Annotated in this window: 22 protein-coding genes; 17 read left to right on the top strand and 5 right to left on the bottom strand. The window is 38.8% G+C overall.

Features of this window, described 5'->3' with window-relative positions:
• Positions 1-354 precede the first annotated feature (354 nt).
• A complete protein-coding gene (locus tag ACI6MV_RS22525) occupies positions 355-645 on the top strand; it encodes an RNA polymerase alpha subunit C-terminal domain-containing protein (RefSeq protein WP_407272584.1) in 291 nt (96 codons plus the stop codon).
• A 127-nt stretch (positions 646-772) separates the two neighbouring features.
• Here the strand turns inward: ACI6MV_RS22525 and ACI6MV_RS22520 are convergent, their stop codons facing one another.
• The 3 genes from ACI6MV_RS22520 to ACI6MV_RS22510 all read right to left on the bottom strand — a co-directional run bounded on the left by ACI6MV_RS22520 (position 773) and on the right by ACI6MV_RS22510 (position 3581).
• Positions 773-2854, bottom strand: coding sequence for a metallophosphoesterase family protein (locus ACI6MV_RS22520; protein ID WP_407272583.1), 2082 nt, complete (start codon positions 2852-2854; stop codon positions 773-775).
• Positions 2855-3224: 370 nt separating this feature from the next.
• Complete coding sequence (locus ACI6MV_RS22515) at positions 3225-3374, bottom strand: hypothetical protein (protein ID WP_407272582.1); 150 nt, start codon at positions 3372-3374, stop codon at positions 3225-3227.
• A gap of 24 nt (positions 3375-3398) precedes the next feature.
• Positions 3399-3581 carry a Fur-regulated basic protein FbpA gene (locus ACI6MV_RS22510; protein ID WP_407272581.1) on the bottom strand — a complete coding sequence of 61 codons (183 nt, stop codon included), beginning with the start codon at positions 3579-3581 and terminating at the stop codon, positions 3399-3401.
• A 210-nt stretch (positions 3582-3791) separates the two neighbouring features.
• Here ACI6MV_RS22510 and ACI6MV_RS22505 point away from each other — a divergent pair, with 210 nt between their 5' ends.
• The 7 genes from ACI6MV_RS22505 (at position 3792) to ACI6MV_RS22475 (ending at position 12749) form a co-directional block, all read left to right on the top strand.
• Entirely contained in the window at positions 3792-4118 is a 327-nt protein-coding gene (locus tag ACI6MV_RS22505) for a MerR family transcriptional regulator (protein WP_407272580.1), read from the top strand.
• 171 nt (positions 4119-4289) lie between these two features.
• Positions 4290-5963: a PucR family transcriptional regulator gene (locus ACI6MV_RS22500; protein WP_407272579.1), complete on the top strand. Its 1674-nt coding sequence runs from the start codon at positions 4290-4292 to the stop codon at positions 5961-5963.
• A 594-nt stretch (positions 5964-6557) separates the two neighbouring features.
• A complete protein-coding gene (locus ACI6MV_RS22495) occupies positions 6558-7766 on the top strand; it encodes a M24 family metallopeptidase (RefSeq protein WP_407272578.1) in 1209 nt (402 codons plus the stop codon).
• Between the two features lie 44 nt (positions 7767-7810).
• Positions 7811-9010, top strand: a complete 1200-nt coding sequence (locus tag ACI6MV_RS22490; protein ID WP_407272577.1) for a cystathionine gamma-synthase family protein — start codon at positions 7811-7813, stop codon at positions 9008-9010.
• A gap of 14 nt (positions 9011-9024) precedes the next feature.
• Positions 9025-10233, top strand: a complete 1209-nt coding sequence (locus ACI6MV_RS22485) for a M20 metallopeptidase family protein (protein ID WP_407272576.1) — start codon at positions 9025-9027, stop codon at positions 10231-10233.
• Positions 10234-10238: 5 nt separating this feature from the next.
• Positions 10239-11291, top strand: a complete 1053-nt coding sequence (locus ACI6MV_RS22480) for a homoserine dehydrogenase (RefSeq protein ID WP_407272575.1) — start codon at positions 10239-10241, stop codon at positions 11289-11291.
• A gap of 12 nt (positions 11292-11303) precedes the next feature.
• Complete coding sequence (locus ACI6MV_RS22475) at positions 11304-12749, top strand: aldehyde dehydrogenase family protein (RefSeq protein ID WP_407272574.1); 1446 nt, start codon at positions 11304-11306, stop codon at positions 12747-12749.
• A gap of 46 nt (positions 12750-12795) precedes the next feature.
• Here ACI6MV_RS22475 and ACI6MV_RS22470 read toward each other — a convergent pair whose 3' ends face one another.
• Entirely contained in the window at positions 12796-12954 is a 159-nt protein-coding gene (locus ACI6MV_RS22470; RefSeq protein WP_407272573.1) for a hypothetical protein, read from the bottom strand.
• A gap of 649 nt (positions 12955-13603) precedes the next feature.
• Here ACI6MV_RS22470 and ACI6MV_RS22465 point away from each other — a divergent pair.
• The 4 genes from ACI6MV_RS22465 to ACI6MV_RS22450 all read left to right on the top strand — a co-directional run bounded on the left by ACI6MV_RS22465 (position 13604) and on the right by ACI6MV_RS22450 (position 17556).
• Positions 13604-13906, top strand: coding sequence for a 4a-hydroxytetrahydrobiopterin dehydratase (locus ACI6MV_RS22465; RefSeq protein WP_407272572.1), 303 nt, complete (start codon positions 13604-13606; stop codon positions 13904-13906).
• 86 nt (positions 13907-13992) lie between these two features.
• Positions 13993-14799 (top strand): glycosyltransferase family 2 protein, encoded by an 807-nt coding sequence (locus tag ACI6MV_RS22460; protein ID WP_407272586.1) that lies wholly within the window; start codon positions 13993-13995, stop codon positions 14797-14799.
• Positions 14800-14883: 84 nt separating this feature from the next.
• The gene (locus ACI6MV_RS22455) at positions 14884-16233 is read left to right on the top strand and encodes an MATE family efflux transporter (protein ID WP_407272571.1); all 1350 of its coding nucleotides are present in this window, start codon (positions 14884-14886) and stop codon (positions 16231-16233) included.
• 141 nt (positions 16234-16374) lie between these two features.
• The gene (locus tag ACI6MV_RS22450; protein ID WP_407272570.1) at positions 16375-17556 is read left to right on the top strand and encodes an MFS transporter; all 1182 of its coding nucleotides are present in this window, start codon (positions 16375-16377) and stop codon (positions 17554-17556) included.
• Between the two features lie 953 nt (positions 17557-18509).
• On the opposite strand, the gene ACI6MV_RS22445 is transcribed toward ACI6MV_RS22450, so the two are convergent.
• Entirely contained in the window at positions 18510-19946 is a 1437-nt protein-coding gene (locus tag ACI6MV_RS22445; protein ID WP_407272569.1) for an amidase family protein, read from the bottom strand.
• Positions 19947-20091: 145 nt separating this feature from the next.
• Between ACI6MV_RS22445 and ACI6MV_RS22440 the strand changes: the two genes are divergently transcribed.
• From ACI6MV_RS22440 to ACI6MV_RS22420, 5 genes are all read left to right on the top strand, one after another.
• Entirely contained in the window at positions 20092-21072 is a 981-nt protein-coding gene (locus tag ACI6MV_RS22440; protein WP_407272568.1) for a Gfo/Idh/MocA family protein, read from the top strand.
• Between the two features lie 159 nt (positions 21073-21231).
• The gene (locus ACI6MV_RS22435) at positions 21232-22647 is read left to right on the top strand and encodes a PTS mannitol transporter subunit IIBC (RefSeq protein ID WP_407272567.1); all 1416 of its coding nucleotides are present in this window, start codon (positions 21232-21234) and stop codon (positions 22645-22647) included.
• Positions 22648-22901: 254 nt separating this feature from the next.
• Positions 22902-24998: a BglG family transcription antiterminator gene (locus ACI6MV_RS22430; RefSeq protein ID WP_407272585.1), complete on the top strand. Its 2097-nt coding sequence runs from the start codon at positions 22902-22904 to the stop codon at positions 24996-24998.
• Between the two features lie 13 nt (positions 24999-25011).
• The gene (locus ACI6MV_RS22425; protein ID WP_407272566.1) at positions 25012-25449 is read left to right on the top strand and encodes a PTS mannitol transporter subunit IIA; all 438 of its coding nucleotides are present in this window, start codon (positions 25012-25014) and stop codon (positions 25447-25449) included.
• A gap of 1 nt (position 25450) precedes the next feature.
• Positions 25451-26602 carry a mannitol-1-phosphate 5-dehydrogenase gene (locus ACI6MV_RS22420; protein ID WP_407272565.1) on the top strand — a complete coding sequence of 384 codons (1152 nt, stop codon included), beginning with the start codon at positions 25451-25453 and terminating at the stop codon, positions 26600-26602.
• The last annotated feature ends 192 nt before the right edge of the window (positions 26603-26794 follow it).

The following is a 26794-nucleotide window of genomic DNA, read 5'->3' as shown; positions in this document are numbered from 1 at the left end:
TTTGTTTTGCCATATTACAAAGCTTAGATGCAAAGCCAATTTAAGATAAAGCCCAGGTAACACCGATCACATATGCTTTTTCAAGTTTTAACCTACGAATAGTTTACAAAACAAAAATTGATAGAAAAACTATGTTAAAGTTTAAAATAATAGTTTAGTCAATTTCATAATACTTATTTTTAACTATCTACATCCACATATAGTCGGATTAAACCGCCTCCGAACTATATGCGGATGTAGATAGCTGTATAAGGTAATTATGAAATTGACTCAGTTGTGAATGATTTAAAAAAATAGCAGATTAATCGCTAAGTGTATCAACAAAAATCACCTTAATAAGGGAGCTATGTACAAATGACAACTTCAAAAACATTAAGATTTTGCGAAAAGGGACATAAATTCTATAAAAGTAGCGATTGTCTAAGCTGTCCGACTTGTGAGAAAGAACTTAAGCCTGATAGTGGTTTCCTTTCAAGGCTATCAGCACCAGCAAGAAGAGGGTTAGAAAACAATGGAATAACAAGTCTGAAACAACTATCTAAACTTACTGAAAAAGATGTTCTGCAATTACATGGAATGGGACCAGCTTCTTTACCTAAACTAAGGGCTGCATTGGAAGAAGAGGGTTTATCATTCGAAAAATAGGAACTTCCTTATAAAAAATAATGAGACTTTATTACAAATTCAATAGAAGTGAGACATAAAAGGAACTTGAAAGATACAGTCCAAGTTCCCTTTTTTTTTAAAAAGATAATTGCTAATTCTTTATAATTTATAAATCAATTCTCGTATAGTGTTTCTCGTTGCTGTAAAGACCATAATATTGGAGCAAACTATTACGAGCTGAATCTGGAGTTAAAGACAGTAGCCCCACATTATTATCAATGTGTATAATTGCACTATCATCTGCCGCTAGGTACCTGATCGTTTCTTTCCATTTATAACTCGCTGGACATGATGTACAATAATCCTCTATACATAAATGGTAATCATCATCGCAAAAGCGGTAAATTGGTTTTTTTCTTCTTTTTGCATTGTTAGCAATGATTCTTTTCATAACCGCTCCCCATAATCCATAGAAGCTTTGATTATTAGTCGGACTACTCGTGAACTGATATAAGTTCATTTCCGTGCTGTTGGAAAACTGGATATGTGATTTTACTGATGCCGCATAGTGAACATCGCCGGATAAAATTAAACAAGAACTAGGCTGCCACTCGGCAATCTGTTGGATAAATAGATTAAATCCTTCCCCGTTATATTTCCATGCTTCAAAATCGATCATTTGCTCGATTGGGAGACCGAACGAGCGCAACGGATAAATAAGTTTATCTAAAAAAGACTCGATTAGCCCAATCCCATATAACGGAGTTGCAGAAACAATCAGTAACTTATTTCCCTTTTCCCAACCGCTGGCTAGTAATTTATCAGATATTTGTTTCCATCCGTGCTTGCTGATTAACTGGGCGCTTTTCGGGTTTTCTTCTATAATACTACCAATCGAGGTTGGACGCGGTAAGGGATCGTAAGTACGCATCGTTCGTGTATCAATAAATACAGCTTTTGGAACGGTCGGTGCAACGAAATGCCAATTTTCATAATCCCATAGCAAATCGAGCCAGCGTTGATAGAATGATGATTTAGGACATAACGACTGAAAATATTCAACGATCGCCTGCTTAAAGCTCGAGGGGAATGCGTTAGGATTATTACCCCAGCCTTGAAATGCCCAATAGGCAGTTAGTCCGTTGGCGATCACATGCCGGCCTAAGTTAGATTGATTTACTCTAGTTTTCCAGTTTTGGGTAAGGTTCCAATCATCGGTAATATCATGGTCGTCAAATATCATATAAGTTGGCGTGTTAGCCATCAATCGGCGGATGTAGGAAACGGTTTGCTTGAATGAATACAATTCCTCAAGTTGTTCCTGGTAACGATCGATATGCTGTTGTTTTTCTTTTGTGTATTCCTTATCTCCCTTCGAATAAACAAAATAATAGTCACCCTCCATGTTCGGTTGAATATCAAACACGCCATAAGCCTCGGCTAACTCCCAAAGCTCTGGACTCCATGACAACACATATAAAGCAGCATACTCACCAAATGTGATTACGTGGTTATGGGCATGAGTGGAAGTGAAGGCAGCAAGCTGTTCCATGATATATTGTCGTCCATGGATTTTTTGTAATGCTTCTTGAAAGGTAGATAGTTGTAATCTATCATCGACTTCATGTAAAGGTTCCTCGCTCCCAATAAGTTCGTCACCTAAGGCAGATAGAAATCGAATCACCGGATCAGGGGCATCATCTGCATAAATTTGGTCACCCATAAAAAACAAGGAACTAGGCCGCTTTCCTAAATTCCTGGCATTGTCACGAAGTATAAGGTCTGCACTAGCTAGCGCATCCTCCCCTTTGCCGTGCAACTTACGGCAGGAACTATAAATTAGATTCGTATTTTCTAGTGTATTAATAAAAAAGGTTGGGTATTTTAAATTGTCATAAACGATTGCATGTGGATTTTGTGGGGATAAGAGTCCAAAGCTTTGCAAATCTAACACATTAGCTTCTTGCCTGAATAATAGATTGTAACCGAGCAAAGTATTAGTAGGAAGATAGGTTGATGTTGGGGTTACATGAATTAAATGAATGTATAACTTTTTTCCAAAACTGACTGTTTCTGATTCGGTATGTATAGCTACTGGTGTGTAGTCGGTTCGCTGATCTGGATCTGTTATAATTTCGTACAACAATGCGTCTAGCTGAAAGTTTTCACTAGTTGCAATCCAAATGCAGGCTTGACTTGGTGTTACTCTTCTAACAATTGGGCCAGCCAAAATGCTTGGTAGGTCCATGCTAATTCACCACACTCTCTAGAAGACGGATTTGTTTATCCTATTCTTTTAAAAGGGTGTGTATGCATGGTTATGGCAAGAGGAATTTCCTCAGCTGGGAGAACGCTATATTGACAGGGTGGAGGTCAGTGGTTTTATTTCTTGCAGCTCCATTGTTACCTGACTTAACTCCGCCAAAATGACTGTGGGTAACCTTACATAGCAAGCAAAAAGGTTCACATTCTTCTATAATAAAGAAAAAGTGAACCTTCCAGTTAATTGCATAATTATCTTATACAGCTATCTGCACTCTTATATAGTTCGAAGACGATCTAATCCGACTATAGGTGGTTAAAGTTGGAAATCAGAATAATGACTACTTCATTATTAGTTAATAACTATTTTGCACATACCTCAACAATTCAAATGCCTTGTCACCTGCGCGTGCGGCTAAGTTTTCCCAGATTTGATCACGCTCCACGTCTAACTCGACTATTTTCTTGGCCAATTCAAATGCCTCTTTATCTAAGACTTGTTCCACTATAATAGCTCCCTTCTAAGCCATTCATCCAACTTCCATGTTTTCTTTCTCTATATCATTAGCCTGAATCTTTTGATACTCTTCTACTAATTCAGTAATTGTTTTGTTATATAATTCAGCATCTGAGTAGTCTGTAGCCCCGGATTGAATTAATCTACGAATAAGAAGGTTTCTTTGTCTTTCTACGGCCGTGCGTAAATGACCCATATGGTGTCCGCTCCTTTCTCGATAGCCTTATTGTAAAAAAACATCCGAATAATTGCATCTCTTATGTTAGGATTATTAACAAACTATTTTTCATTATGTCAGATAATTGTTGTTAGGTTTTCTTACACAATCATACTTTGTTAGCAGTACTACATGTATAATGAATAATATGAATATGTTTAAAACATTAAAACTGTGGTGGTGAGAAACATGACTAATAAATATTCATATAAGGAAAGAAAGGTTATAACAATCGGTGTAGTTAGCGAGCTTACAGGGTTAACAGAAAGACAAATTCGTTATTATGAAGAAAGGAAATTAATTTTCCCTGAAAGATCTCCGAAAGGTAATCGAAAGTACTCTTTTGCAGATGTTGAACAGTTAATTGAGATTGCGAATAAGCGGGAAGAAGGCGTACAAACATTTGAAATAAGACAAGAAATGTTGAAGAAAAAGCGTACGCAAGATGAACGCAAAATCCGCAGAGAGTTAATGCGAGGTGAAATAAACGCAAGGTTTGGTGTACAAAAGGATTAAAATATTATTCTATTGAAATATTATGAAGCACGTGAGACAATTAAAATAACAGAATATTCGTTTAAATGAAATTAGGCTTATATTCTCATATCGGTAATTATTTTGATTTTATGATGGAAGGTACGGCTTTATTGTGATTGTTCCATCAAGACTGATTTGAGGTGAAGACTTATGGGTATAACCGTAGAAGATGTGATTAAATTACCTGTAATGGAAACTTCAAAAGTCAAAACTGGAAAACAGCTTCTGCATGAGAAATCAATAGAATGGATATCTGTCATTGAAGTACCAGTTGAAAATTTTGTGCGAAAAAATGAATTTGTATTGAGTACAGGTATTGGCTGTGAAGATGATCCCGTTTTGATAGAGGAGTTTGTAAAAGATGTGATCCAATCTGGTGCATCTGTATTAGCGTTTGCAACAGGAAGGTATATATTCGATATCCCAGATCGGGTTTTACAATTAGCAGCGCTTCATGAATTTATTATCATTGATATTCCTTGGGAAATACGGTTTGGTGATATTATTCATTCTATCATGCGCGAGATTTCGGAGGATAAGCAAGAAGAACGTCAATTAGCGGAAACAGTGAGACAGGAACTGATTAATTGTGTCCTGCAAAATAAAGAATTATTGGATATTACTGACGCGCTATATAACCACACAAAGATGCCGGTGGCAGTTACGAATGGGCAGCGTCAAGTCCGAGCAAACCAGCACTTTGATCTTCATTTACTAGGTGTATTTTGTGGGGAACAAAAAGGCGAAATCCAACAAATACCCTCTTCAGACATTCCATTAAGTGAACATCCTATCTATCATCATCTTGAGGAATACGTAGTAGAGCAGCAAGTATGCTTCCAACTTCCGATCTTAAATAATCATAAAGCACAAGGATATTTATTATTTCAACCAAAGAATAGAGACCACTTAACATGGTTTGTCATGAACGTTTTAGAGCATGCGCTGACAGCATTTGCGCTTTACTTTGTGAAGGAAGATGCAGTTGAACTAACGGAAATAAGGCTGAAAGATAACTTTGTATTAAACTTGGCAAAAAATCATGGAGAAGTTACTGGTCAAGTTATATCAAAAGCAGAACTACTTGGATATGATCTGATGAGGCCATATATTTGCATTGTTGGCTACATTCATTTAAAGCAAAGTACGAAACGTAATCAAAATGATAATCCTGTTAATTCCTCTCTGCAAAGCATGAATTATTATATTCAAAAAGAAATCACCTATGCCGGAAATGTGTTAGACAGGAGAACAATGACAACGTTTGATGATGGCAAAGTTATTATCTATTTAGAGGCAGACAATCATCCGTATATGGAGACTGCCAACCAATTTTTAGATATTATCGAGCGGCGCTTAAGCGAGCTAGTAACAGAGATTATCTTGTCATGGGGAATTGCCATTCATAAAGATGGACATTTTGCTTTTTATAAAAGCTTTGAAGAGGCAGAATCAGCTTTGGATATAGGGATGAAGCAACACGGTCCTGGCGAAAGAACATCGTTTAGTGATACAAAAATCAACCGATTATTAATGGCCTTGTCACACGATGAGGAGATAGCAGAAATCGTAAAGGATACGATTCAACCGGTTTTGGATTATGATAATAAAAGGCAGACTGATTTGTTGTATACATTTCTTGTGTATAACAAATATAAAGGAAACGTAAGCCAAGCGGCAAGAGCGTTAAATTTGCATCGACAATCGTTGCTCCATCGCTTGCGTAATATCGAGTCGTTGACCCAATTGTCGTTGGTTGATTCTGATGATCTATTTTTATTAGAGCTCAGTGTAAGGCTGTGGATGCTTAAAAAAATGAATTGATATTCGTAATAGGCACCTATTAATCTAGGTGTCTTTTTGGTGGATTCATGTAGATATCATGCGATGGGTTAGGCAGTGCAAACATTTACAACGGACACTAAAAGATCGAAGGCAATTCTTGTGCGGTCATCAGTGCTCTTATTTGTGACAAAAGAGGTATTATAAGTATTGTGGGGACACCAGCGCGCTTAATTCAGCGATATTGTTATCACAGTGGCTATTTATTAGTTAATAAGGGCTGTGGTGTCCGGCAAATCATCAAAACTTGATATCTAGGCGAAATAAGCGCTGCTGTGTCCCCTCAACTACCGCCGCCCTTACTAAGTTGCTTCATAAAAGTTCACCCCTCGGCATTTCCACGATTTCTTCCCTGCACCCCCCAAAACACCCAACTCTCCCAATCTAACATTTTAACCGCATTTCCAGATCCAATTAAATTCATAGTTTAACAAAAGCAGAACTGTGAAAAAGTTGTATAACAGAAATTTACTAAAGTTCATACAGTTTGAACATTACGAAAATGATGCAACTTTAATATGATGAGTGTAATAAGATGTTTAACTATTTAGTTTTATTAAGGGAGGAGGAGATCCGATGCTACCGTTTGATATGATTGAATATCAAAATCGTTTAAGAAAGACAAAACAGCGGATGGCTGAAAGTGGGATAGAAGTATTGTTGGTGACAGATCCTGCAAATATGAATTATTTGACTGGTTATGATGGATGGTCATTTTATGTGCACCAGATGCTCATTATTATCATCGATGAACCACAGCCAATATGGATCGGACGCTATATGGATGCTAACGGCGCAAAGGCTACTACGTGGATATATGAAGACAATATTATTGCCTACCCGGATTATTATGTTCATTCAAGTGTATACCACCCGATGGACTTTGTAGCGGAAATCCTCAGGCAGATTGGTCAGGGTAATCGTTATATCGGTGTAGAAATGGATAGTTATTATTTTACAGCGAAAGCATTTCAACGATTGCAAAGTAATCTGCCAAATGCAACGTTTAAAGACGGCGATTTACTGGTCAATTATGTGCGCATGATTAAATCAGAACAAGAACTCGAATACATGGGATATGCAGCAAAGATTGCCGAGCAAGCGATGTATAAAGGTGTGGATAGCATTCGTGCTGGCAATCGAGAATGTGATGTTGCTGCTAATATATATTATCAGATGATCACAGGAACAGAAGAACATGGTGGTGATTATCCTGCGATTGTACCTTTATTACCTTCCGGGGAAAACACATCAGCTCCCCACATTACTTGGTCGGAAAGAAGGTATAAGGAAGGCGAAGCAGTGACTGTTGAGTTAGCGGGTTGCTATAAGCGTTACCATGTACCTTTAGCAAGGACCGTGTCGATTGGAAAGCCAACGCAGCAATTACAAGATATTGAACATGTTGTCGTAGAAGGTATTAACGAAGTGCTATCTAATGTACAGCCGGGTATGACATGTGGTGACATAGAAAATATTTGGAGACAAAGTATTAAGAAACATGGCTACGAAAAAGAAGCCCGTCTCGGTTATTCGGTTGGATTAAATTATCCACCTGATTGGGGAGAGCATACGGCAAGTATTCGTATGGGAGACCCAACAGTCTTACAACCGAACATGACATTTCACCTAATTCCTGCTCTATGGTTTGATGATCACGGTATTGAAATTAGTGAAACATTCCGTGTAACGGAAGAAGGTTGTAAAACGTTTACGAATTACCCAAGAGAATTAATCGTAAAAGATCCTTTTTCGATTAATCAACATGGTGGAAAAATAAGTTAAGTAATGAATATCAATTACATGCACACGAATAGAGGAGGATGGTTATGGAAGAGTCAAAATTTGCAACACGCGCCATTTGGGCAGGAGAAAAAGATTCACTCGCATTTGGAGCAACACAAGTACCTGTCGTTCACAGTGTATCTTTTGGGTACGAGGATATGGATGAGTGGTACGATGTTGCGATCGGTAAAAAGCCTGGACACATTTACGGTCGGAATACGAATCCAACTGTTCAAGCGTTTGAAGAAAAAATAAGAATCTTAGAAAATGCAGAAGCTGCAACGAGCTTTGCTACAGGCATGGCAGCGATTAGTAATACATTAGGAACATTACTTTACCCAGGTGATCGTGTTGTTTCCATTAAAGATACGTACGGCGGAACGAACAAAATTTTTACAGAGTTTTTACCAAAGCAACAAGTAGAAGTAGAGCTATGTGACACTGGCGATCATGAAGCAATTGAAAAAGAAGTAGCGAAAGGGTGTAAAGTGCTATATCTTGAGACACCAACAAACCCAACGGTGAAAATTACCGATTTAGAGCGTATGGCTAAGGCGGGAAAAGCAGTTGGTGCAACGGTTATTGTAGATAACACTTTTGCTACACCAGTGAACCAACAGCCACTAGCACTTGGTGCTGATCTAGTCATTCATAGTGCAACTAAATTTCTTGGCGGGCATGCGGATGCTTTAGGTGGTTCGGTGTGTGGGTCGAAGGAACTTGTAGAACAAATCTATCATTATCGTGAAATTAATGGCGCGACATTAGATCCAATGGCTGCCTATTTATTACTACGCGGCATGAAGACATTAAAGCTTCGTGTGGATAAACAATGTGATAATGCGATGGCTGTTGCTCGTTACCTGCAAACAGTAGATGTTGTAGAAGATGTTTTTTATCCAGGGCTTGAAGGTCACACAGGGCATGATATTGCGAAGAAACAAATGAGTAACTTTGGTGGTATGTTAAGCTTTTCCGTTAAAGGTGGAGTGGAAACGGTACGCCATTTACTACCAAAACTAAAATATGCGAACCGAGCGGCGAACTTAGGCTCAGTTGAAACGGTTGTCGGTCCTTCAAGAACAACGAGTCACGTTGAGTGTACACCGGAAGAAAGAGCGGCAATGGGTATTCCAGAAGGTTTGATTCGTTATTCAGCAGGTATTGAAGACATTGATGATTTAATTCAAGATTTAGAACAGGCGTTTCATTCACTTCCAAAAAGTATCTTGGTAAGTAACTAAAGGGAGGTGATCCCTTGCAAGTTGAAAAAACGAGCATGGAGATGCGGTCTAAAGCATTATATGATCAATTAGTTTCCTGGCGTCGTCACATTCACAAATACCCGGAGCTAAGCTTTCAAGAAGAGGAAACGAGTGCCTTCGTGCAACAAGTTTTAGAGTCGTTGGAAGTTTATAATATTAAAACCGGGATTGCTGGCTATGGTATTGTCGCAACACTTTCGAGTGGAAGCGGACCAGTAATTGGCGTCCGTGCTGATATGGATGCACTTCCGATAGAAGAACAAACCGGTTTGGATTATGCATCCGTAAACAAGGGAGTAATGCATGCATGTGGGCATGATGCCCATACTGCTATGCTGCTTGGAGCGGCAACCTTACTGGCGGAAGATTATAAAGCTGGTTTAATTCAAGGGACGATCAAGTTAATATTTCAACCGGCAGAAGAGAATACCGATGATCATGGATTAACAGGTGCACCATACATGCTACAATCAGGAGCGATAGATGACCTGGAAGCTGCGATTGCCTTGCATATGTGCCCATGGAGAAAAGCAGGAGAATTACAAATCAATAAAGGGCCGAGTATGGCGAATATTGATAATTTTACATTAGATATTCAAGGTACAGGAAGTCATGGTGGTTATCCTTATCAAGGCACGGATCCAATTTGGATGGCAAGTCATGTCCTGCAAGCAATCTACGGTTTAATTAGTAGAAAAATCAATCCTTTGGATGTTGGTACGATAAGTGTAGGTGAACTTCATAGCGGGAATACAAGTAATGTAATCCCGGAAAATGTTCAAATTAACGGAACGATCAGATCCTATACAACCGAAGTGAGAGAATTGCTCATCAATGAATTAGAAGGCGTAGCTAAAATAGCGGAAGCCTTTGGAGGCACGTATTATCTAGATATTGAACGAGGTGAGCCTGCACTCTATAACGATCCTGTTATAACAGAGATGGTTAAAGAGACAGCGTTAGCTACGTATTCGCGTATGCCGATTTACGAAGCACCGTTTGGTATGGGTGGAGAGGATTTCGGACATATAACTGAAAAAATACCTGCAGCGATGTTTTTCCTTGGCTGCGGCATGGATGACTCAGTCAAACACTTGCATACTTCTGATTTTCAAATTAATGAGGAAGCTTTACCAATTGGTGTAGCGTTATTAACATCATCCACCCATCGTTTATTAAAGAACGGCCAATTTTGGAGGTGAATGAATTGCAAACAAAAGTTGCTTTTATAGGATTTGGAGGCGTCGGGCAGTCACTTGTACAGCTTTTCATTGATAAGCAGAAAGAACTTAAAGAAAAACAAGGGTTAGACCCAGTTGTTGTTGCGGTGTCAGATATAATGAAAGGTTCGGTTTATCACCCGGATGGCCTTGATATGAACAGCTTGTTAGATGTAGTAAAAAATACAGGTAATGTTGAAAATTATCCGGACAAAGCTGGCATTCAAAAAGGTTGGAGTAGTATAGAAACAATCGAAAATTCGAATGCGGATATGATTGTCGAGGTTACTTTTACCGATGTGAAAACGGGTCAGCCTGCAATAGATCATTGCCGAACTGCTTTTAAAAATAGAAAAAGTGTTATTACCACAAACAAAGGCCCGGTTGCATTAGCTTATAAGGAGTTAGCAGATTTAGCAGAACAGAACGGAGCTTACTGGGGCTTTGAAGGAACAGTGATGAGTGGAACACCGGCATTGCGGATGCCAGTCACAACACTCGCCGGTAATGAAATAACCGAGATATCAGGAATTCTAAACGGTACGACCAATTATATATTAACAGAAATGGAAAAAGGGAAAACTTATCAAGATTCGTTAGAAAAAGCACAAAAATTAGGGTATGCCGAAGCAGATCCAACGAGTGATGTGGAAGGCTATGATGCAAGATATAAAGCAGCAATTTTATCAACGTATTTGATGGATACACCAATTGCTGCAGAAGATATTTATTGTAAAGGTATTTCTGACATGACAAATAGTCAGGTGCAAGAAGCATTAGAAAATAATCAAAAATGGCGACTGATAGCCCGGATAAAAAAAGAGGATGGCCAAGTCAAAGCATCAGTAAAGCCGGAGTTATTGGATAACGAAAATCCACTTGCAAATGTAACTGGTCCAACGAATGCAATTTTGTATCAATGTGATCTTGCTGGACCGATTATGCTCACAGGTGCGGGTGCAGGGTTAGTAGAAACTGGCTATTCGCTATTAATTGATTTAATCGATTTTAAAAGACAGCATGTGTTAACCAATGTGTAAGGAGGGTCGATCATGCAAATACAAGTTGAGATAAAGAAAATGTTCATCGGTGGTAAATGGACGGATGCCAATCAGACATTTGATGTGTTTAATCCAGAGGATAACCAATTGTTAGCTAAGGTTCCACTTGCTTCGAAGGAAGATATGACCGAGGCAATAGGGTTGGCGGAGCAAGCTTTTGAAAATCGTGAATTTCCAACACATGAACGGATGCGAGTACTTCACCAGGCAGCATCTTATATGAAAAAACACAAAGAATTATTTGCAACAACGATAGCTTCAGAGGGTAGTAAAACAATCAATGAATCACGTAGTGAAGTGGAACGTTCTATTCAAACGATTGAAATTAGTGCAGAAGAAGCGAGAAGGTTAAATGGCGAGACGATCAATTTTGACCAAAATGAAGGCAGTGAAAATCGGGTTGGTTACCAATACCGCTTTCCAATCGGAGTTGTAGGTGCAATCACACCATTCAATGACCCGTTAAATTTAGTAGCGCATAAAGTCGGTCCAGCAATAGCAGCAGGTAATGCGGTTGTTGTTAAGCCAGCGTCTGATACACCATTAAGTGCGCTATTATTAGCGGAAGCTTTTTCACAAGCTGAACTGCCAGCAGGTTATCTTTCTGTTATTACTGGATCAGGAAGAGAAATTGGAGAAACCTTAATCACACACCCTTCAGTGAAAATGGTCAGCTTTACTGGTGGATTACATGCAGGTGAACGGATTGCTGAGCAAGCAGGGATTAAGAAGTTGAACATGGAGCTAGGTTCCAACTCACCTGTAATTGTGCTGAATGATGCTAATGTCCAAGATGCTGTGCAGGCATGTGTATCTGGTGCATTTGCAGCAGCAGGTCAAAACTGTATCGGTGTACAGCGCATTTATGTGGAACAAGATGTATACGATGATTTCCTTCAATCTTTTTCAGAGCGGACGAAAGAGCTTCGTTTAGGATTCAAGCGGGATGAGCTCACAGATGTTGGTCCGATGATCAATGAATCGGAAGCAGCGCGTGTAGAATCCTGGGTAAATGAAGCTGTAGCAGAAGGAGCTTCGATTCAAGTTGGTGGCAGAAGAGATGGAGCCTTCTACCAACCAACCGTATTAACGAATGTTTCTCAGGTGGCAAAAATTGCACAAGAAGAGATATTTGGCCCGGTAGTAATCATCCATCCGGTAGATAGTTTAACAGAAGCAATTCGCTATGCTAATAATACCAATTACGGCTTGCAAGCGGGTATCTTTACTTCTGATATCGACAAAGCATTTTATACCATTAAGCACTTGCATGTCGGTGGCGTGATGATTAATGATAGCAGTGATTATCGAATTGATGCGATGCCTTTTGGTGGTGTAAAAGGATCTGGTCTTGGTCGTGAAGGGGTAAAAACGGCGATCGAGACAATGACAGATCCTAAAGTTGTATGCTTCCGCCTACAAGATAGGCTAGGATAAATAGTTAGTCGAGGCAGCTCATAAAAAGGGCTGCCTTTCGCATGTCCTATTGATTCAATACTTGAGACTGTTCGTACTCGTTAACTAGTTCTGTGATCGTCTTGTCATGTAAAAGCACATCATCGTTCATCGCGATACCTTCTGTTATGATCTTGTTAATCATGTATTGTCGTTGCCTTTCCACTGCTTCACGCAAGATAGTCATGATTTTCAGCTCCTTTCGGTAGTAGGTGTAAGCCTTTACAAATTTACGTAAAAAATTTTATTCAATAATGTATTACTAGTCTTACCGAAATGTAAGGGCTTTATTACTAGATGTGCGTAAATTTTTTCTTGTGTAGTTGATTACTTTATAATAGATAGAAAGATCTTTAGGATAGGTTGTTTTCTGAAAGAGTGTTGTTAATGTGTAAATAGCTAGTATGCGTCGTAACTTGGAGAGTGCTAGCACCGCTCCGGAAATCCACTTCGCTTTCCGCGGGGGGCTAGTGAGCCTCCTCGTCGCTTCGCTCCTGCGGGGTCTCACTTAGGCCGTTTCTTAAGGACTACAGGCTAAACCCGTCCTTGTCGGACAACGCCTGCATGACCCTTGCCGGGCCTCAGGAGTCGAAGTGGATTTCCTCCGCTGCTAACGGGATAGCTCTTTATATTGGGTGATTGTAGCTCCAGGCAGTCGACTCCAGCGGGAAAAGCGCGAGCTGAAGATCCACTCAGAAGCGCTCTTTGCTTCTGAGTTAGCTGAAGCCGTGCCCGCGGAAAGCGACTGCCTGGAGCGGAAATCACGAGCACTACGTTACGACGGAGTTCCTTCAAATAATGAAAAGTAACAAACTTTACGAAGAGAGGGATTTGTTGTGGAAAGGTTAACGGAAGAACAAATAGAAGCTGCTTTACAGGAACTTACGGATTGGGAACGTGTGGATGAGAAATGGATCGAAAGAAAATACCGATTTAAAGAATATCTAACGGGAATCGATTTTGTGCAGAGTATTGCTAATTACTCAGAGGACATGAATCACCACCCATTTATTTCGATAGATTATAAACGGATAACTGTTAAGATCTCATCCTGGCAGGCAAAGGGCTTAACAGATTTAGATGTGGAAATGGCGCGCCAGTTTGACACTTATTATGAAGCAATACAAAAAAAGCAATAGCATCATTTTCTGCAAGGAGTTGCCGTAAAGGCAGCTCTCATTTATTGAAAGAATCCGTGCCTAAAGGAGTGAAATCTGTGTCCGATATAATTGTTTCTGTTGTTATTCCTACTTATAACCGATTGTATGCCCTTGCTGAACTACTAGAATCGTTAAGTAGACAATCGTATCAATCATTTGAAGTGATTATCGTTAATGATGCGGGTGAACCGGTGGATGAATTGCTAATGTTGTATAAGGAATTGAAAATAAAGATCATCAATCAAGAAAATAATATACATCATGTGCAAGCGAGAAATATAGGCGTTACACATGCGCGTGCGGACTGGATCATGTTAATTGATGATGATGATTTGCTATTGCCTTTTCATATTGAACAAATGGTGGAGGAAAGTAAGGGATATGACCTAGTTTACACAGATGTCGAAATTGTTAATTATCAAAGTATAAAAAATACGAGACATGCGAAAAGTCGGTTTTTGTTTGCTTATACGTATGATCTTGAAGCGATGAGAAAATTTTCTACATATGTTCCATCAGGATCATTATTTCGTAAGCAAACCTACGAGCAACTCGGTGGATTTGACCCAGCAATGCGAAATTATTGGGATTGGGACTTTTTCCTCCGTGTAGCGGACAAGTTTCAAGTGAAACGAGTGCCTGTCGCTAGTGTGTTATATGCTTTCTCCGACACTGGGGACAATCAATCTAGTCAATTATCTGTGATGCGTACTTATTTAGATCGACTCTGCGAAAAGCATAACCTCGGTCATCTGCCTACGAAAAACTTCTTTTTACTATTGGAGGAAGATGCGGTAAAAGAGCGGCAAGCAACAAGTGAGGTACGGTGGGATGGTAAGCCAACCATATCCCGGCTATTATCTAAACAATAAACAAAGAGCAAGTCATGATCAATGCTTTCGAGTAGTAAGACATGATAAAATGTTGCATGCTATACGGAAAGGAAGCGGTTCTGAATGAAAAAGCAACATGATTTTACAACGGGAAGTATTGTGAAGCAATTATTCTTATTTTCTACACCAATTATGCTTACTAACTTACTGCAAGTCTCCTACCAATTCGCGGACAGTTTATGGGTAGGTAACTTGTTAGGGGCAAATGCATTAGGAAGTGTAGCGATATCTAGTACGGTTATTTTTACAATGCTGTCGTTCATAATTGGTATAAATAATACAACACTTACCGTCTTATCTCAGCAAAAGTCCAAAGGAAATGAGAACGGACTAGCAAACTATTTGAATGCATTTGTTGTCACACTAGCGGGGATGGCAATTGTGTTAGGTGTGGTTGGATTTCTAGCTGCAGAGCCGATATTAAAACTTTTAAATACTCCAGATTTGATGATTAATGACGCTAAAACCTATTTGCAGATCAACGCAATCGGTATCTTATTTCTGCTAGGCTACAATTTTATCGGAACAGTTCTTAGGGCGCTTGGAGACAGTCGAACTCCAATGCGCTTTGTCTTGTTAGCGGTTATTCTGAACATTGTATTAGATCCAATCTTTATTTCTGTCCTTAATTTAGGCATAAACGGAGCCGCTTACGCTACAGTTATTTCACAAGGTACGGCGTTTGTTGTAGGGATTGTTTATGTATTGAAACATAAATTAGCCCCATTCTCGGTTCCTACTATTCCAAAAAGGGAAGAGGTTTCCTTAATACTTCATTTAGGCATTCCATCAGGACTGCAAATGTCGGTAATCTCTGCCGGTAGTGCGGCAATTTTAAGCGTTGTAAATGCACACGGCGAGGGTGTTGTAGCAGGATTTAGTGCAGCGCAGCGGCTAGACAGTTTATTCATGCTGCCGGCACACGCATTAGGTACAGCGGTAAATAGTATGGCTGGGCAAAATATTGGTGTAAATAAATGGGATCGAGTCAAAAAAATATCTGTCTATGGTGTAGTTTATAATCTTGTAATTATGCTTATATTCGCGTTGCTGATTGTCTTGTTTGCTGAGTACGGCATTCGCTTATTTATTCAAGATGAGGCGTCAGTAAGGTTTGGTGCACAATTTCTAACAATCATTGCCTTCTTCTACCCGTTTTTAGGTATTAACTTTGTCTTAAATGGAATTGTACGTGCATCTGGTGCTATGTATCAGGTGTTAATATTAAATCTAATTTCTTTTTGGCTACTGCGTTATCCATTAACTTATCTATGCTCTGAATTATTTGGAGAAAAGGGTATTGCGCTGGGCATGGGCATTAGTTTTGTAATATCAAGTGTATTTGCTTTTCTATATTTCCGTTATGGGAAATGGAGAGAGAAACAATTGTTTAAAAAGGAGCAAACTGGCTAGGCAGATCGTCCGCATTTGAACTGATAGTAAGACAAAACTAAAGTGCACTCATGAACATATTTATGCTATGATAGTAGAACTATCAAGAAACGGATGTCCCTATTTTTGCAAAAGGGTTTACGTGTTAAGGAGATGGCTATAGTGCACCAACAAGACTCCGTATTACCATTAAAGATGCTGTTATTTAATTTTCATGCAGCAAATACGATTATCGTTAGTTTTTTACCGCTATTTTTACAATATAAAGGCTTAGAAGGAACGGAAATTGGTTGGGTGCTAGCAATTGGACCATTTGCAGCAATTTTTTCTCAACCGTTATGGGGATATATGAGTGACAAGTACCAGACAGTAAAGTGGGCGTTGTTCACTTCCTTAATGGGTCTAATTATCGTAAGTACGATCTTTTTCCAGATGGATTCATTGCTCATGTTTTTAGTTGTGGGAGCGATATTTTTCTTCTTTTCTTCACCAGTTGGGGCACTAGGTGACAGTTTAGCGCAGCGCCGTGCGCATGATTTAAACATATCATTTGGTGGTATTCGAATGTGGGGTTCAGCGGGTTTTGCTATATCATCCTTACTCGCTGGTGCACTTTTTTCAGTGATCGGAATACAATATGTTCTTATACCGTATTTGTTTTTTGGAATAGTGGCATTGATTATTTCCTTGCAATTAAAGGATGTTAAGTCAAGTTCAAAAGTCAAAATTAAATTATCTGACATCAAGCCCTTACTTAATAACCGTGCCCTGCTAATTTTTTTGGCGCTACTTATGTTTATTACGATTACACACCGTCTTAATGATAGCTATATGAGTATTTACCTGGAAAGACTTGGTGGTGGTGAAGGTCTTATCGGCATGTCGTGGTTTATCGCTGTAACAAGTGAAACACTTGTATTTGCCTTTGCGGGAAAATGGTTTAGAAAATTTCATCCGTTAATTTTCATTATTGTGGCAGGATTTTTGTACAGTTTGCGTTGGTTCATTTATTCATTAGTAGCTGACCCTGCATGGATTGTCGGATTTCAGGTACTGCACGGTGTGACATTCGGTGTGTTATATTTAGCTGCCTTTGATTATGTAACTCGCCTCATACCTAAACAATTGCAATCAACAGGTCATATGATGTTTACTGCCGTATTTTTTGGAGTGTCAGGAATTATAGGTTCATTGTTAGGTGGAGCTTTAATTGATACATTGGGTGGTTCTAAGCTTTACTTTATTATCGGTTGTTCGGCATTGGTCGGTACGATTTGCTTTACACTTTATCATATTTTACCGTATGGAAAAGAGATTAGACCGGTAGCGGCTAAACAGCATTAAAGGTTTTGGTTGTTAAGAAATGGGAAAAATTTAAAAAGTGCGTTAGATTATCTTACAAAACAAGCGAAGTCCTTCCGTTGCTATGCTATATTGAACTCAGAAAATGATACATAAAAGAGATACATTTTCTATTTTTGGGAGGTCAATTTAGTTAGTAAAGGAGGTTCGAATTACTTCGGGATACATGTACCAATGTGCCTGTAGCTGTGACAAAGATTTAACGATGTTCTGATTAACGTTATCTAGCATCTAATCATAGTCATCGATTACAAGAATCATAATTTAGTCAAGCGCAATAGTAGATAAAGAGAAATCTAGGGGATATCATAAAAAATAGATAATTGGCTTGCTAAAGATTCTTGAGGGAAATTCGGATTTCAAAGTTTTCACAAGTAGGGCATTAATCATATTAAAACAGAGATAAAAAATATGATTGGTTAATACAGCTCGATATAGTGAAGGGAAGTAAAGACAACTGTCAGTAATAGGTAGTAGAAGGGAAACCTTCTAACCTGTTTTTGAGAGTTGTCTTTTTTGTTGTTTTTTAAACTTTATAGTTGAAGTAAACTCCGTCGTAACTTAATAATAAAGGCGCGTGCTTTGACACCGTTCCGTCAGAATACTTCGCTTTCCGCGGGGAGCGACGAGCCTCCTCGAACTGCGTTCTGCGGGGTCTCGTCATTGCTCTTTGTTCCCGCAGGAGTCGAAGTATTCTGCCTCCACTGCATAGGTTTTCTAATGGAGGAAATGCGTTAAAAGCAGAAGATCCTAAGTCAGCGGAGGAAATCCACTTCGACTCCTGCGGGAATAGTGGCGTAAGTGAGACCCCACAGCGCGAAAGCGCGAGGAGGCTCACTAGCCCCCCGCGGAAAGCGAAGTGGATTTCCGGAGCGGGTTAACCACTCTCCAAGTTACGACGCATACTAGGATATATCGCGCAATACGATTCTTTGTTAATCCAATTGTGGAGCACGTCTATGCTTGGTCACTTGTTCATATGCATAGGCCATCTCAATCAGCTTAGCTTCACTAAATGCTAAACCTGTCCATGTAATACCAACTGGTTTGCCTTGCTCGGTATAGCCTGCTGGTACAGTGATGGACGGATATCCCGCTTTAGCAGGAATGCCCGCACCGTAGTTATTAATGAATACAAGTGCATCAAGGTCATATTGCTTGATAGCCTGATCAATGCCTTCTGATTGTGAAATTTTTAAATCATTTAAACGCGCATTAATATAGGCGGCTTCTGTTAAGGTGCCCGATGTTTTTTCCGAAGCGCTTAATAACGTTTGCCCGTATTTAAGTGTTACATCTTTATGTGCTTCGTTAAACAAAATAACTTCACTTAAGGAATGAACAGGAACCTGAGCAGATAAAGGTGCCAAATAGGCATTCAATGTACTTTTGAATTCGTGAATCATAACCTCAATATCTGTCACTTCTGATGCATAGTCGATATGCTCAACTATCGTTGCACCTTCCGCCTCTAGTTCCTTTAAAGCAGCTTCAAAAATAGTCACTTCTGCTTCATCAATCTCAGAAAAGTAATCTCGTACAACACCAATTTTTTTGCCGTGGAGACCTTTAGTAGTTAAGTGCTTCGTATAATCTTTTTGCGCACTTGCTTCACTCATTGCTGTTGCAGGGTCATTTGCATCGATACCGGTAAGGGCGCCAAGCACAATAGCTGCATCTGTTACTGTTTTTGCAATTGGGCCTGCAGTGTCCTGACTATTCGAGATTGGAACAATCCCTGAACGACTGATTAGTCCGACTGTTGGCTTAATACCGACTAATGAGTTACTGCTGGCAGGACTTAGGATTGATCCACTTGTCTCTGTGCCAATGGCAGCAACAGCTAACCCGGTAGCTATGCTTGCGGCTGAACCAGAGCTAGATCCACCAACGTCTAGTTCACCTGGATTATAAGGGTTTAAAACTTGTCCACCTCTTGAACTATATCCATTTGGCATCCCCTCGGTCATAAAATTGGCCCACTCTGTCATATTTGCTTTTCCTAGGATAATCGCGCCAGCTTCTCGGAGTTTTTTTGCCACAAAGGAATCTGTACTTGCATAATTATTCGCAAGTGCAAGTGAACCAGCGCTTGTATGCATTTTATCAGCAGTATCAATGTTATCCTTGACTATGATTGGTATACCGTGCAAAGGACCTCGTGGACCAGATGCTGTTCTTTCTTTATCTAGTGCTTCTGCGATATGTAAGGCTTCTGGATTTAACTCAAGAATCGAGTTGATCTTAGGACCAGTTTTATCATACTTGGCAATACGCTCCAAGAAAAATGTGGTTAGTTGTTTTGATGTAATTTCCCCTAATTCCAATGATTTTTGTAACGTTAAAATATCTTCAAAATGTAATCCAGTCAATGATTAATTCCTCCTTATAAACAAATGTTGTTGTATTCGAGTATAAGTAGAGCCTAACAACTTGTCTAGTTATTACGATTAAAAAACAAGGTATTATCATTCGTAAAGAGAATATATAAATAATGAGAATTGAAGGAGGCAAATCATGTCTATTAAAATTGGAATGGTTGGAACAGGTGGTTTTAGTACGATGCATGCTCATAAATTAATGGAAATAGAAGACGTAAGCATAGCGGCCATATGTGGTACGAGTAAACAAAAAGCGGATTCAATGGCCGAGGAATTTAAAGGTGCGAAAGGCTTTGATCAGATTAATGATATGCTCGATCAGGTTGAATTAGATGCCGTATATATTTGTACACCCCCAATGGCGCACGGGCCAGTGGAGCTAGCATTAATTGAACGAGGTATTCCATTTTTCGTTGAAAAGCCGTTAGGTGTAGATGCAAAGATTCCATCAGAAATCATGGATAAAATCAAAGAGAAATCGTTAGTAACGTCTGTTGGATATCATTTTAGATATCGCGAATCAGTACAACAGCTAAAACAACTGTTAACAACGCACAAGCTTGGAATGGTCACAGGTGAATGGATGGGGAGTATGCCAGGTGTATACTGGTGGAAAAAGCAGGAGCTTTCCGGTGGACAATTTAATGAACAAACAACGCACATAGTGGATATTTTGAGATTTGTAGCAGGAGAAGTTGATGAGGTATATGCTTATTTCGGCAATAGAGTAATGGCGGAGAATGATTCTGAAGTAACTGTTGCGGATGTTGGGAGCGTTACAATGAAAATGGTGAGTGGTGTTGTAGCAACTATCTCCAATACTTGTATACTGCCAGACTCGACGGGAAGAGTTGGTCTTACTTGTTATACCGATAAAAATATAGCGGATTGGCGCGTTGATCAGCTAGAGATAACGCGGGGACAAGAACGAACGATGCATCATGATGCGTTAGATCCATATCTTGAAGAAAGTAAAGCATTTATCCATGCGATTACGACTGGTGATCGTTCAAGAATTCTATCCGATTATGAAGATGCTTTTTTAACACAACAGGTTACACGTGCGGCATATGAGTCTGCAATTAGTGGATTGCCAGTTAAACTTGTTACCACTTAGTAATCTAAAATAAAGCTTGTCAAGCACATTATTTAATTATGTCAACATTGCCATTGACAAAAGCCTTATTAGAATGAATTGAATACATACTGTAAACGCTTTACTATGTAAGTATGATATCTATATATTTTATTCATTTATTCGAAAGGGGAAATTTGAATGGCACAAACAGGATTACGCTCAAAGATTCAACGCTTTGGTAGTTATCTTAGCGGCATGATTATGCCGAATATAGCAGCTTTTATCGCATGGGGTTTAATTACTGCATTATTTATTCCAAAGGGTTGGATACCTAATGAAGAGTTAGCAACAATGGTTGACCCAATGATTAAATACCTTTTACCACTACTGATTGGTTTTACTGGTGGTCGTATGGTTTATGATTTCCGTGGTGGTGTAGTCGGTGCTACAGCAACGATGGGTGTAATCGTAGGTACGGGTATCCCAATGTTTTTAGGTGCAATGCTTATGGGGCCACTTGGCGGGTTTTTAATTAAAAAAATTGACCAATGGTTGTTACCAAAAATTAGATCTGGTTTTGAAATGCTTTACAATAACTTCTCAGCAGGTATTTTGGGAGCATTCTTAGCGGGTGTAGCTTTCAAGGTAATTGGACCTGTTGTGGAGGGATTAAACGAAGCGTTAGGTGCAGGTGTAGAATTTATTGTTAATGCTGGTCTATTACCTTTAGCCAGTGTCTTTATTGAACCGGCAAAAGTACTATTTTTAAATAATGTAATTAATCACGGCATTCTAAGTCCGTTAGGTGTCCAACAAGTAGCAGAAGAAGGAAGTTCAATTTTGTTCTTGCTGGAAACAAATCCAGGACCAGGTTTAGGGATTTTGTTAGCATTTGCATTTTTTGGTAAAGGTGCATCAAAAGCTTCTTCCTATGGTGCTATACCAATTCATTTTATCGGTGGGATTCACGAAATTTACTTCCCATACATTCTAATGAAACCAACACTTATTTTAGCAGCAATCGGTGGTGGTGCCAGCGGAGTTCTAACATTTAGCATATTTAATGCAGGGCTTCCAGCTACACCTTCACCAGGTAGTATTATCGCACTCCTCGCGTTAACGCAAAAAGGGAACTTTGTAGGAGTAATTCTTGGTGTAATCATAGCAACAGCCGTATCATTCTTTATCGCTTCACTTATTTTGAAATTGAGTAAAGACAAAGGTGAAGAAGATATATCAGCTGCTGCTGGTAAAATGGAAGATATGAAAGGCAAAAAGAGCTCTGTTTCGGGTACGTTAAATAAAACGACTACTGAACAAGTTGTAACGGCAGAACAAGTTGACAAAGTTGTATTCGCATGTGACGCTGGTATGGGCTCTAGTGCAATGGGTGCATCACTGTTACGTGATAAATTTAAGAAAGCCGGTATTGATATTGACGTTACTAATACGGCGATAAATCAAATACCACAAGATGCAGATATTGTTGTGACGCACAAAGACTTAACAGATCGTGCAAAACAGAAGCTTCCAGGAGCGCAACATGTATCAGTTGAAAATTTCTTAAATAGTCCAAAATATGAAGAACTTGTGAATCAACTGAAAAATAATTAAATGTAAAAGACCCTCGTGAACGGACTTGTCTGTCATGAGGGTTTTTAGTATAGATTACTAGATGTGTAATAAAATAATGTCAACATTAGCTTTGACGAAAATGCAAGAAGAATTCATTGTTCGTGTGCGCTGACAAGTTTTAAAATGAGTGAATACGTAAGTTAATTTCTTGATTGCTTCAGTAGTAGGTTGAAATTGACTAAAGTTTCTACTTTTAACTCTTGTCATGTAAGATAGGCTAGGGGGTGAAGTAACTGTATATTTCCGGGAGAGAACGAAAAATATTAGAAATTTTATTAATGCAGCAAACCCATGTCACGATTAATGAGCTTGCTGAGCAATTAGATGTTAGTGGACGAACGATACACCGTGATTTAAAAAGTGTAGAGCAAATCATTCATCCAATTCAGCTAACGCTAAATAAAAAGTCAGGTATCGGTATTCATTTGGAAGGAACAGATGAGGCAAAAGAAAAGCTCGAATTAATTCTAGGAAATGTAAAACATACAGACTATACACCCGAGGAACGACAAGCGTTTATTTTTTCTGCATTATTAGATACAAATGAACCAATTAAACTGTTTACGCTAGCAAGTGAATTAAATGTAACGATTGCAACTGTTAGCAATGATCTTGATAAGATTAGTGGACTAATGGATGAATACAAACTAACACTTATTAGAAAAAGAGGTTATGGTGTAAAAGTAGAAGGGAAAGAAGAAAATAAGCGCTCTGCTTTAAGTTACTTAATTTCTCAACACATCGATGAATATGACTTTATAACGTTATTAAAAGAAAACATTCAGAACAAAGCAAAGCAGCAATTTGATACCATTTCCAACCGATTACTTGGTTTAGTTGATCATAATAAATTAGTTACACTTGAGAAATGCGTGAATCGGATGCGTGAAAAACTACCATATGAGCTTGCGGACAGTGCATATATTGGACTGGTTGTTCATCTTGCATTAGCGATGGAACGCCTGCAACAAGGGGAAAACATAAAATTCGACCCAACTTATATGAAGGAATTACGTCATACGGAGGAATTTAAACTTGCGCATGAAATGATCAAGGAATTAGAAGAAGTATTAGCTATTCACATACCAGAAGATGAAGTCGGCTATATTACTATGCATTTAATGGGTTCAAAACTAAGGTATGATCATGACTATTTGCTAGAAGAATCAGTACTAGATCTTGCTTATAAGGCAAGAGAACTGATCCAATATGTTAGTGTAGAACTGAATGAAGATTTGTCGGAAAATGCACAGTTATTAAATGATTTAGTAGCGCACTTAAAGCCAACAATGTATCGGTTAAAACAAGAAATGAAAATCAAGAATCCTTTGTTAAAGGAAATAGAGCAAGATTATCAACAATTGTTTGAAGTGATCAGTGAGGGGATTCAGTCTGTTTTTCCAGAAATAAAATTTCCGAATGAGGAGATTGGATATTTAGCATTGCATTTTGCTGCAGCAATTTTGCATGTGGAAAAAGGTACCGAACTGAATGCCTTAGTACTTTGTTCAAGTGGTATAGGCACGTCGAAAATGTTAGCTAGTCGTCTGATACAACACATTCCAGAGATCCATAAGGTGGATAATCGATCGTTATTCGAGCTCGATGCCTTGAACACAGAAGATTATGACATTGTTATCTCAACGATTCCATTACAAGACGTAAATCAAAATTATATTTTAGTATCTCCTATGTTAACGAAACAAGAAGTACATCAAATTAATCAACATATTAGAAAACTTATGATAAATAGTAAGTTAGAAAAAACTAAGTATGAAAAAAACAAAGTGGATGGTAAAGGTAATGTGCTCGAACGCATGCAATATATGCAAAATTATTCCAAGGTTATAGTAGACATCTTGACAGGGCTAAAAGTAAATATAGTGGAGCAAAAACTGCCCAAAGATAATGTGCTACGACAGGCATGTTTGCAATTGGAAAACCAACAAGTGATTGCTAATAAAGAAACGGTATTCACGCAATTGATCAACAGGGAGCAACTTGGAGGATTTGCAATTCCGGGTACATCATTAGCACTTTTTCACACAAGAAGTGACCAAATTAAAAAAGCGAGCTTTACCATTTATGCACTGAAGCACCCAATAGAACTGCAAGGTATGGATGGAAAAGATACACAAGTAGAAAACCTGTTATTCATGTTAGCGCCATTGGAACTTTCTAACGAAGGAATGGAAGTATTGAGCCATATAAGTGGTTTAATCATAAAGGATGAGAAAAGTACGTCCATTTTTCAATCGAAAAATGAACAACAAATAAATCAATTTTTATCAACACGTCTGAATGAATTTATTAACGAAAAGCTTAAATAAGGAGTGTACAATAGTGGCAAAAGAAATCTTAACAAAAGAAAACATTCATTTAAATGCAACACTAACTGATAAAGAGGAGGCAATTCGTTATACGGGTGCCATCTTAGTAGACAACGGATATGTGGAGAACTCTTATGTAGAGAAGATGCTTGAAAGAGAACAAGTAACGTCAACTTTTATTGGTAATAATGTAGCAATTCCCCATGGTACCGAGGATGCCAAAAATGCCGTTAAGGAAACTGGATTATCGGTAGTTACTGTTCCAGAAGGAGTAGACTTTGGCAACGGTAATATAGTTAAAATTTTGATTGGGATAGCTGGAAAAGGAAACGAACATTTAGAAATCCTATCAAAAATCGCACTCGTTTGTTCAGAAGAAGAAAACATTGAAAAAATCGTTCAAGCAAAAACAAAGGATGAAATTATTCAATTATTCAATGAGGTGAACTAATATGTTAGCCGTACACTTTGGCGCCGGTAACATTGGAAGAGGGTTTATCGGTGCGTTGTTGTATCAATCAGATTTTCACACAACATTTGTAGATGTAAATGAAAAAGTCATTGATGCACTAAATGATAAACAACAATACCGGGTTGTATTAGCGGATGAACAAAAGGAAGAGCTTGTTGTTAAAAATGTATCAGGTATTAACAGTATGACCGATCCAGAAAAGGTGATTGAAGCTATCGGAAAAGCTGATTTAATAACGACGGCAGTTGGACCAAACATATTGCCAATCATTGCTGATTTAATTGCTAAAGGCTTGCAAAAACGAATCGAACTGAACAAAGATCCTGTAAATGTTATCGCATGTGAAAATATGATTGGTGGTAGTGCGTTATTGCAGGAAAAAGTGCTAGAAAAAATACCTAGTGAACAGAGAGAAACTTTTAACCGACTTTATGGTTTTCCTAATGCAGCCGTAGACCGGATTGTGCCTAATCAGTCAAATGAGGATATGCTAATGGTTTCTGTCGAGCCCTACTATGAGTGGGTTGTAGAAGAAACGGCAATGAAGGGTGAAAAGCCAGATGTTAAAGGAATTACTTACGTTAGTGATTTAACACCTTACATCGAAAGAAAACTTTTCACCGTAAATACAGGGCATGCAGTAGCGGCATACATTGGTATGTATAAAGGGCTTGCTACAATTACAGAAGCAATGGAAGACACCAGCGTACAGGATACTGTGAAAGCAGCACTAAAGGAGTCAGGTGAAATATTAATTCATCAATACGGCTTCGATCAACAAGCACATGAAGCTTATATAAACAAAATTATAAAGCGCTTTTTAAACCCATATATATCAGATGAGGTTACCCGAGTTGGGCGCGGTCCGTTAAGAAAATTAGGTGCAAATGATCGCTTAATTCGTCCAGCAAAATTGTATATGGATACGCTTGGTAAAGCACCGGAAAATCTCGCAAAAACGATTGCTGCCGCATTACTTTACTCAAATGAAGCAGATGAAGAAGCAGTAAAACTGCAACAAATGGTGAAGGAAAAAGGATATACCGGGGTTCTAGAGACTGTTTCCGGGTTAGAAAAAGACCATCCTCTTGTCGCAATAATCATGGAACAAATAGAAGCGATGAAAAAATAAGGGTTTTTTTATTTCATATTTGAACTAAAATGCGTCGTAACTTGGAGAGTGCTAGCACCGCTCCGGAAATCCACTTCGCTTTCCGCGGGGGGCTAGTGAGCCTCCTCGTCGCTTCGCTCCTGCGGGGTCTCACTTAGGCCACTAGTTCCGCAGGAGTCGAAGTGGATTTCCTCCGCTGCTAACGGGATTGCA

It is taken from the genome of Radiobacillus sp. PE A8.2 (assembly GCF_045635475.1).
Classification (GTDB): domain Bacteria; phylum Bacillota; class Bacilli; order Bacillales; family Amphibacillaceae; genus JBJGXI01.
This window is presented reverse-complemented; position numbering and strand designations above follow the sequence as displayed.

Excerpts from the sequence above, each read along its gene's own strand:
- ACI6MV_RS22525 (WP_407272584.1), top strand. The coding sequence starts at position 355 with ATGACAACTTCAAAAACATTAAGATTTTGCGAAAAGGGACATAAATTC.
- ACI6MV_RS22520 (WP_407272583.1), bottom strand. The coding sequence starts at position 2,854 with ATGGACCTACCAAGCATTTTGGCTGGCCCAATTGTTAGAAGAGTAACA.
- ACI6MV_RS22510 (WP_407272581.1), bottom strand. The coding sequence starts at position 3,581 with ATGGGTCATTTACGCACGGCCGTAGAAAGACAAAGAAACCTTCTTATT.
- ACI6MV_RS22505 (WP_407272580.1), top strand. The coding sequence starts at position 3,792 with ATGACTAATAAATATTCATATAAGGAAAGAAAGGTTATAACAATCGGT.
- ACI6MV_RS22500 (WP_407272579.1), top strand. The coding sequence starts at position 4,290 with ATGGGTATAACCGTAGAAGATGTGATTAAATTACCTGTAATGGAAACT.
- ACI6MV_RS22495 (WP_407272578.1), top strand. The coding sequence starts at position 6,558 with ATGCTACCGTTTGATATGATTGAATATCAAAATCGTTTAAGAAAGACA.
- ACI6MV_RS22490 (WP_407272577.1), top strand. The coding sequence starts at position 7,811 with ATGGAAGAGTCAAAATTTGCAACACGCGCCATTTGGGCAGGAGAAAAA.
- ACI6MV_RS22475 (WP_407272574.1), top strand. The coding sequence starts at position 11,304 with ATGCAAATACAAGTTGAGATAAAGAAAATGTTCATCGGTGGTAAATGG.
- ACI6MV_RS22470 (WP_407272573.1), bottom strand. The coding sequence starts at position 12,954 with ATGACTATCTTGCGTGAAGCAGTGGAAAGGCAACGACAATACATGATT.
- ACI6MV_RS22455 (WP_407272571.1), top strand. The coding sequence starts at position 14,884 with ATGAAAAAGCAACATGATTTTACAACGGGAAGTATTGTGAAGCAATTA.
- ACI6MV_RS22440 (WP_407272568.1), top strand. The coding sequence starts at position 20,092 with ATGTCTATTAAAATTGGAATGGTTGGAACAGGTGGTTTTAGTACGATG.
- ACI6MV_RS22435 (WP_407272567.1), top strand. The coding sequence starts at position 21,232 with ATGGCACAAACAGGATTACGCTCAAAGATTCAACGCTTTGGTAGTTAT.
- ACI6MV_RS22420 (WP_407272565.1), top strand. The coding sequence starts at position 25,451 with ATGTTAGCCGTACACTTTGGCGCCGGTAACATTGGAAGAGGGTTTATC.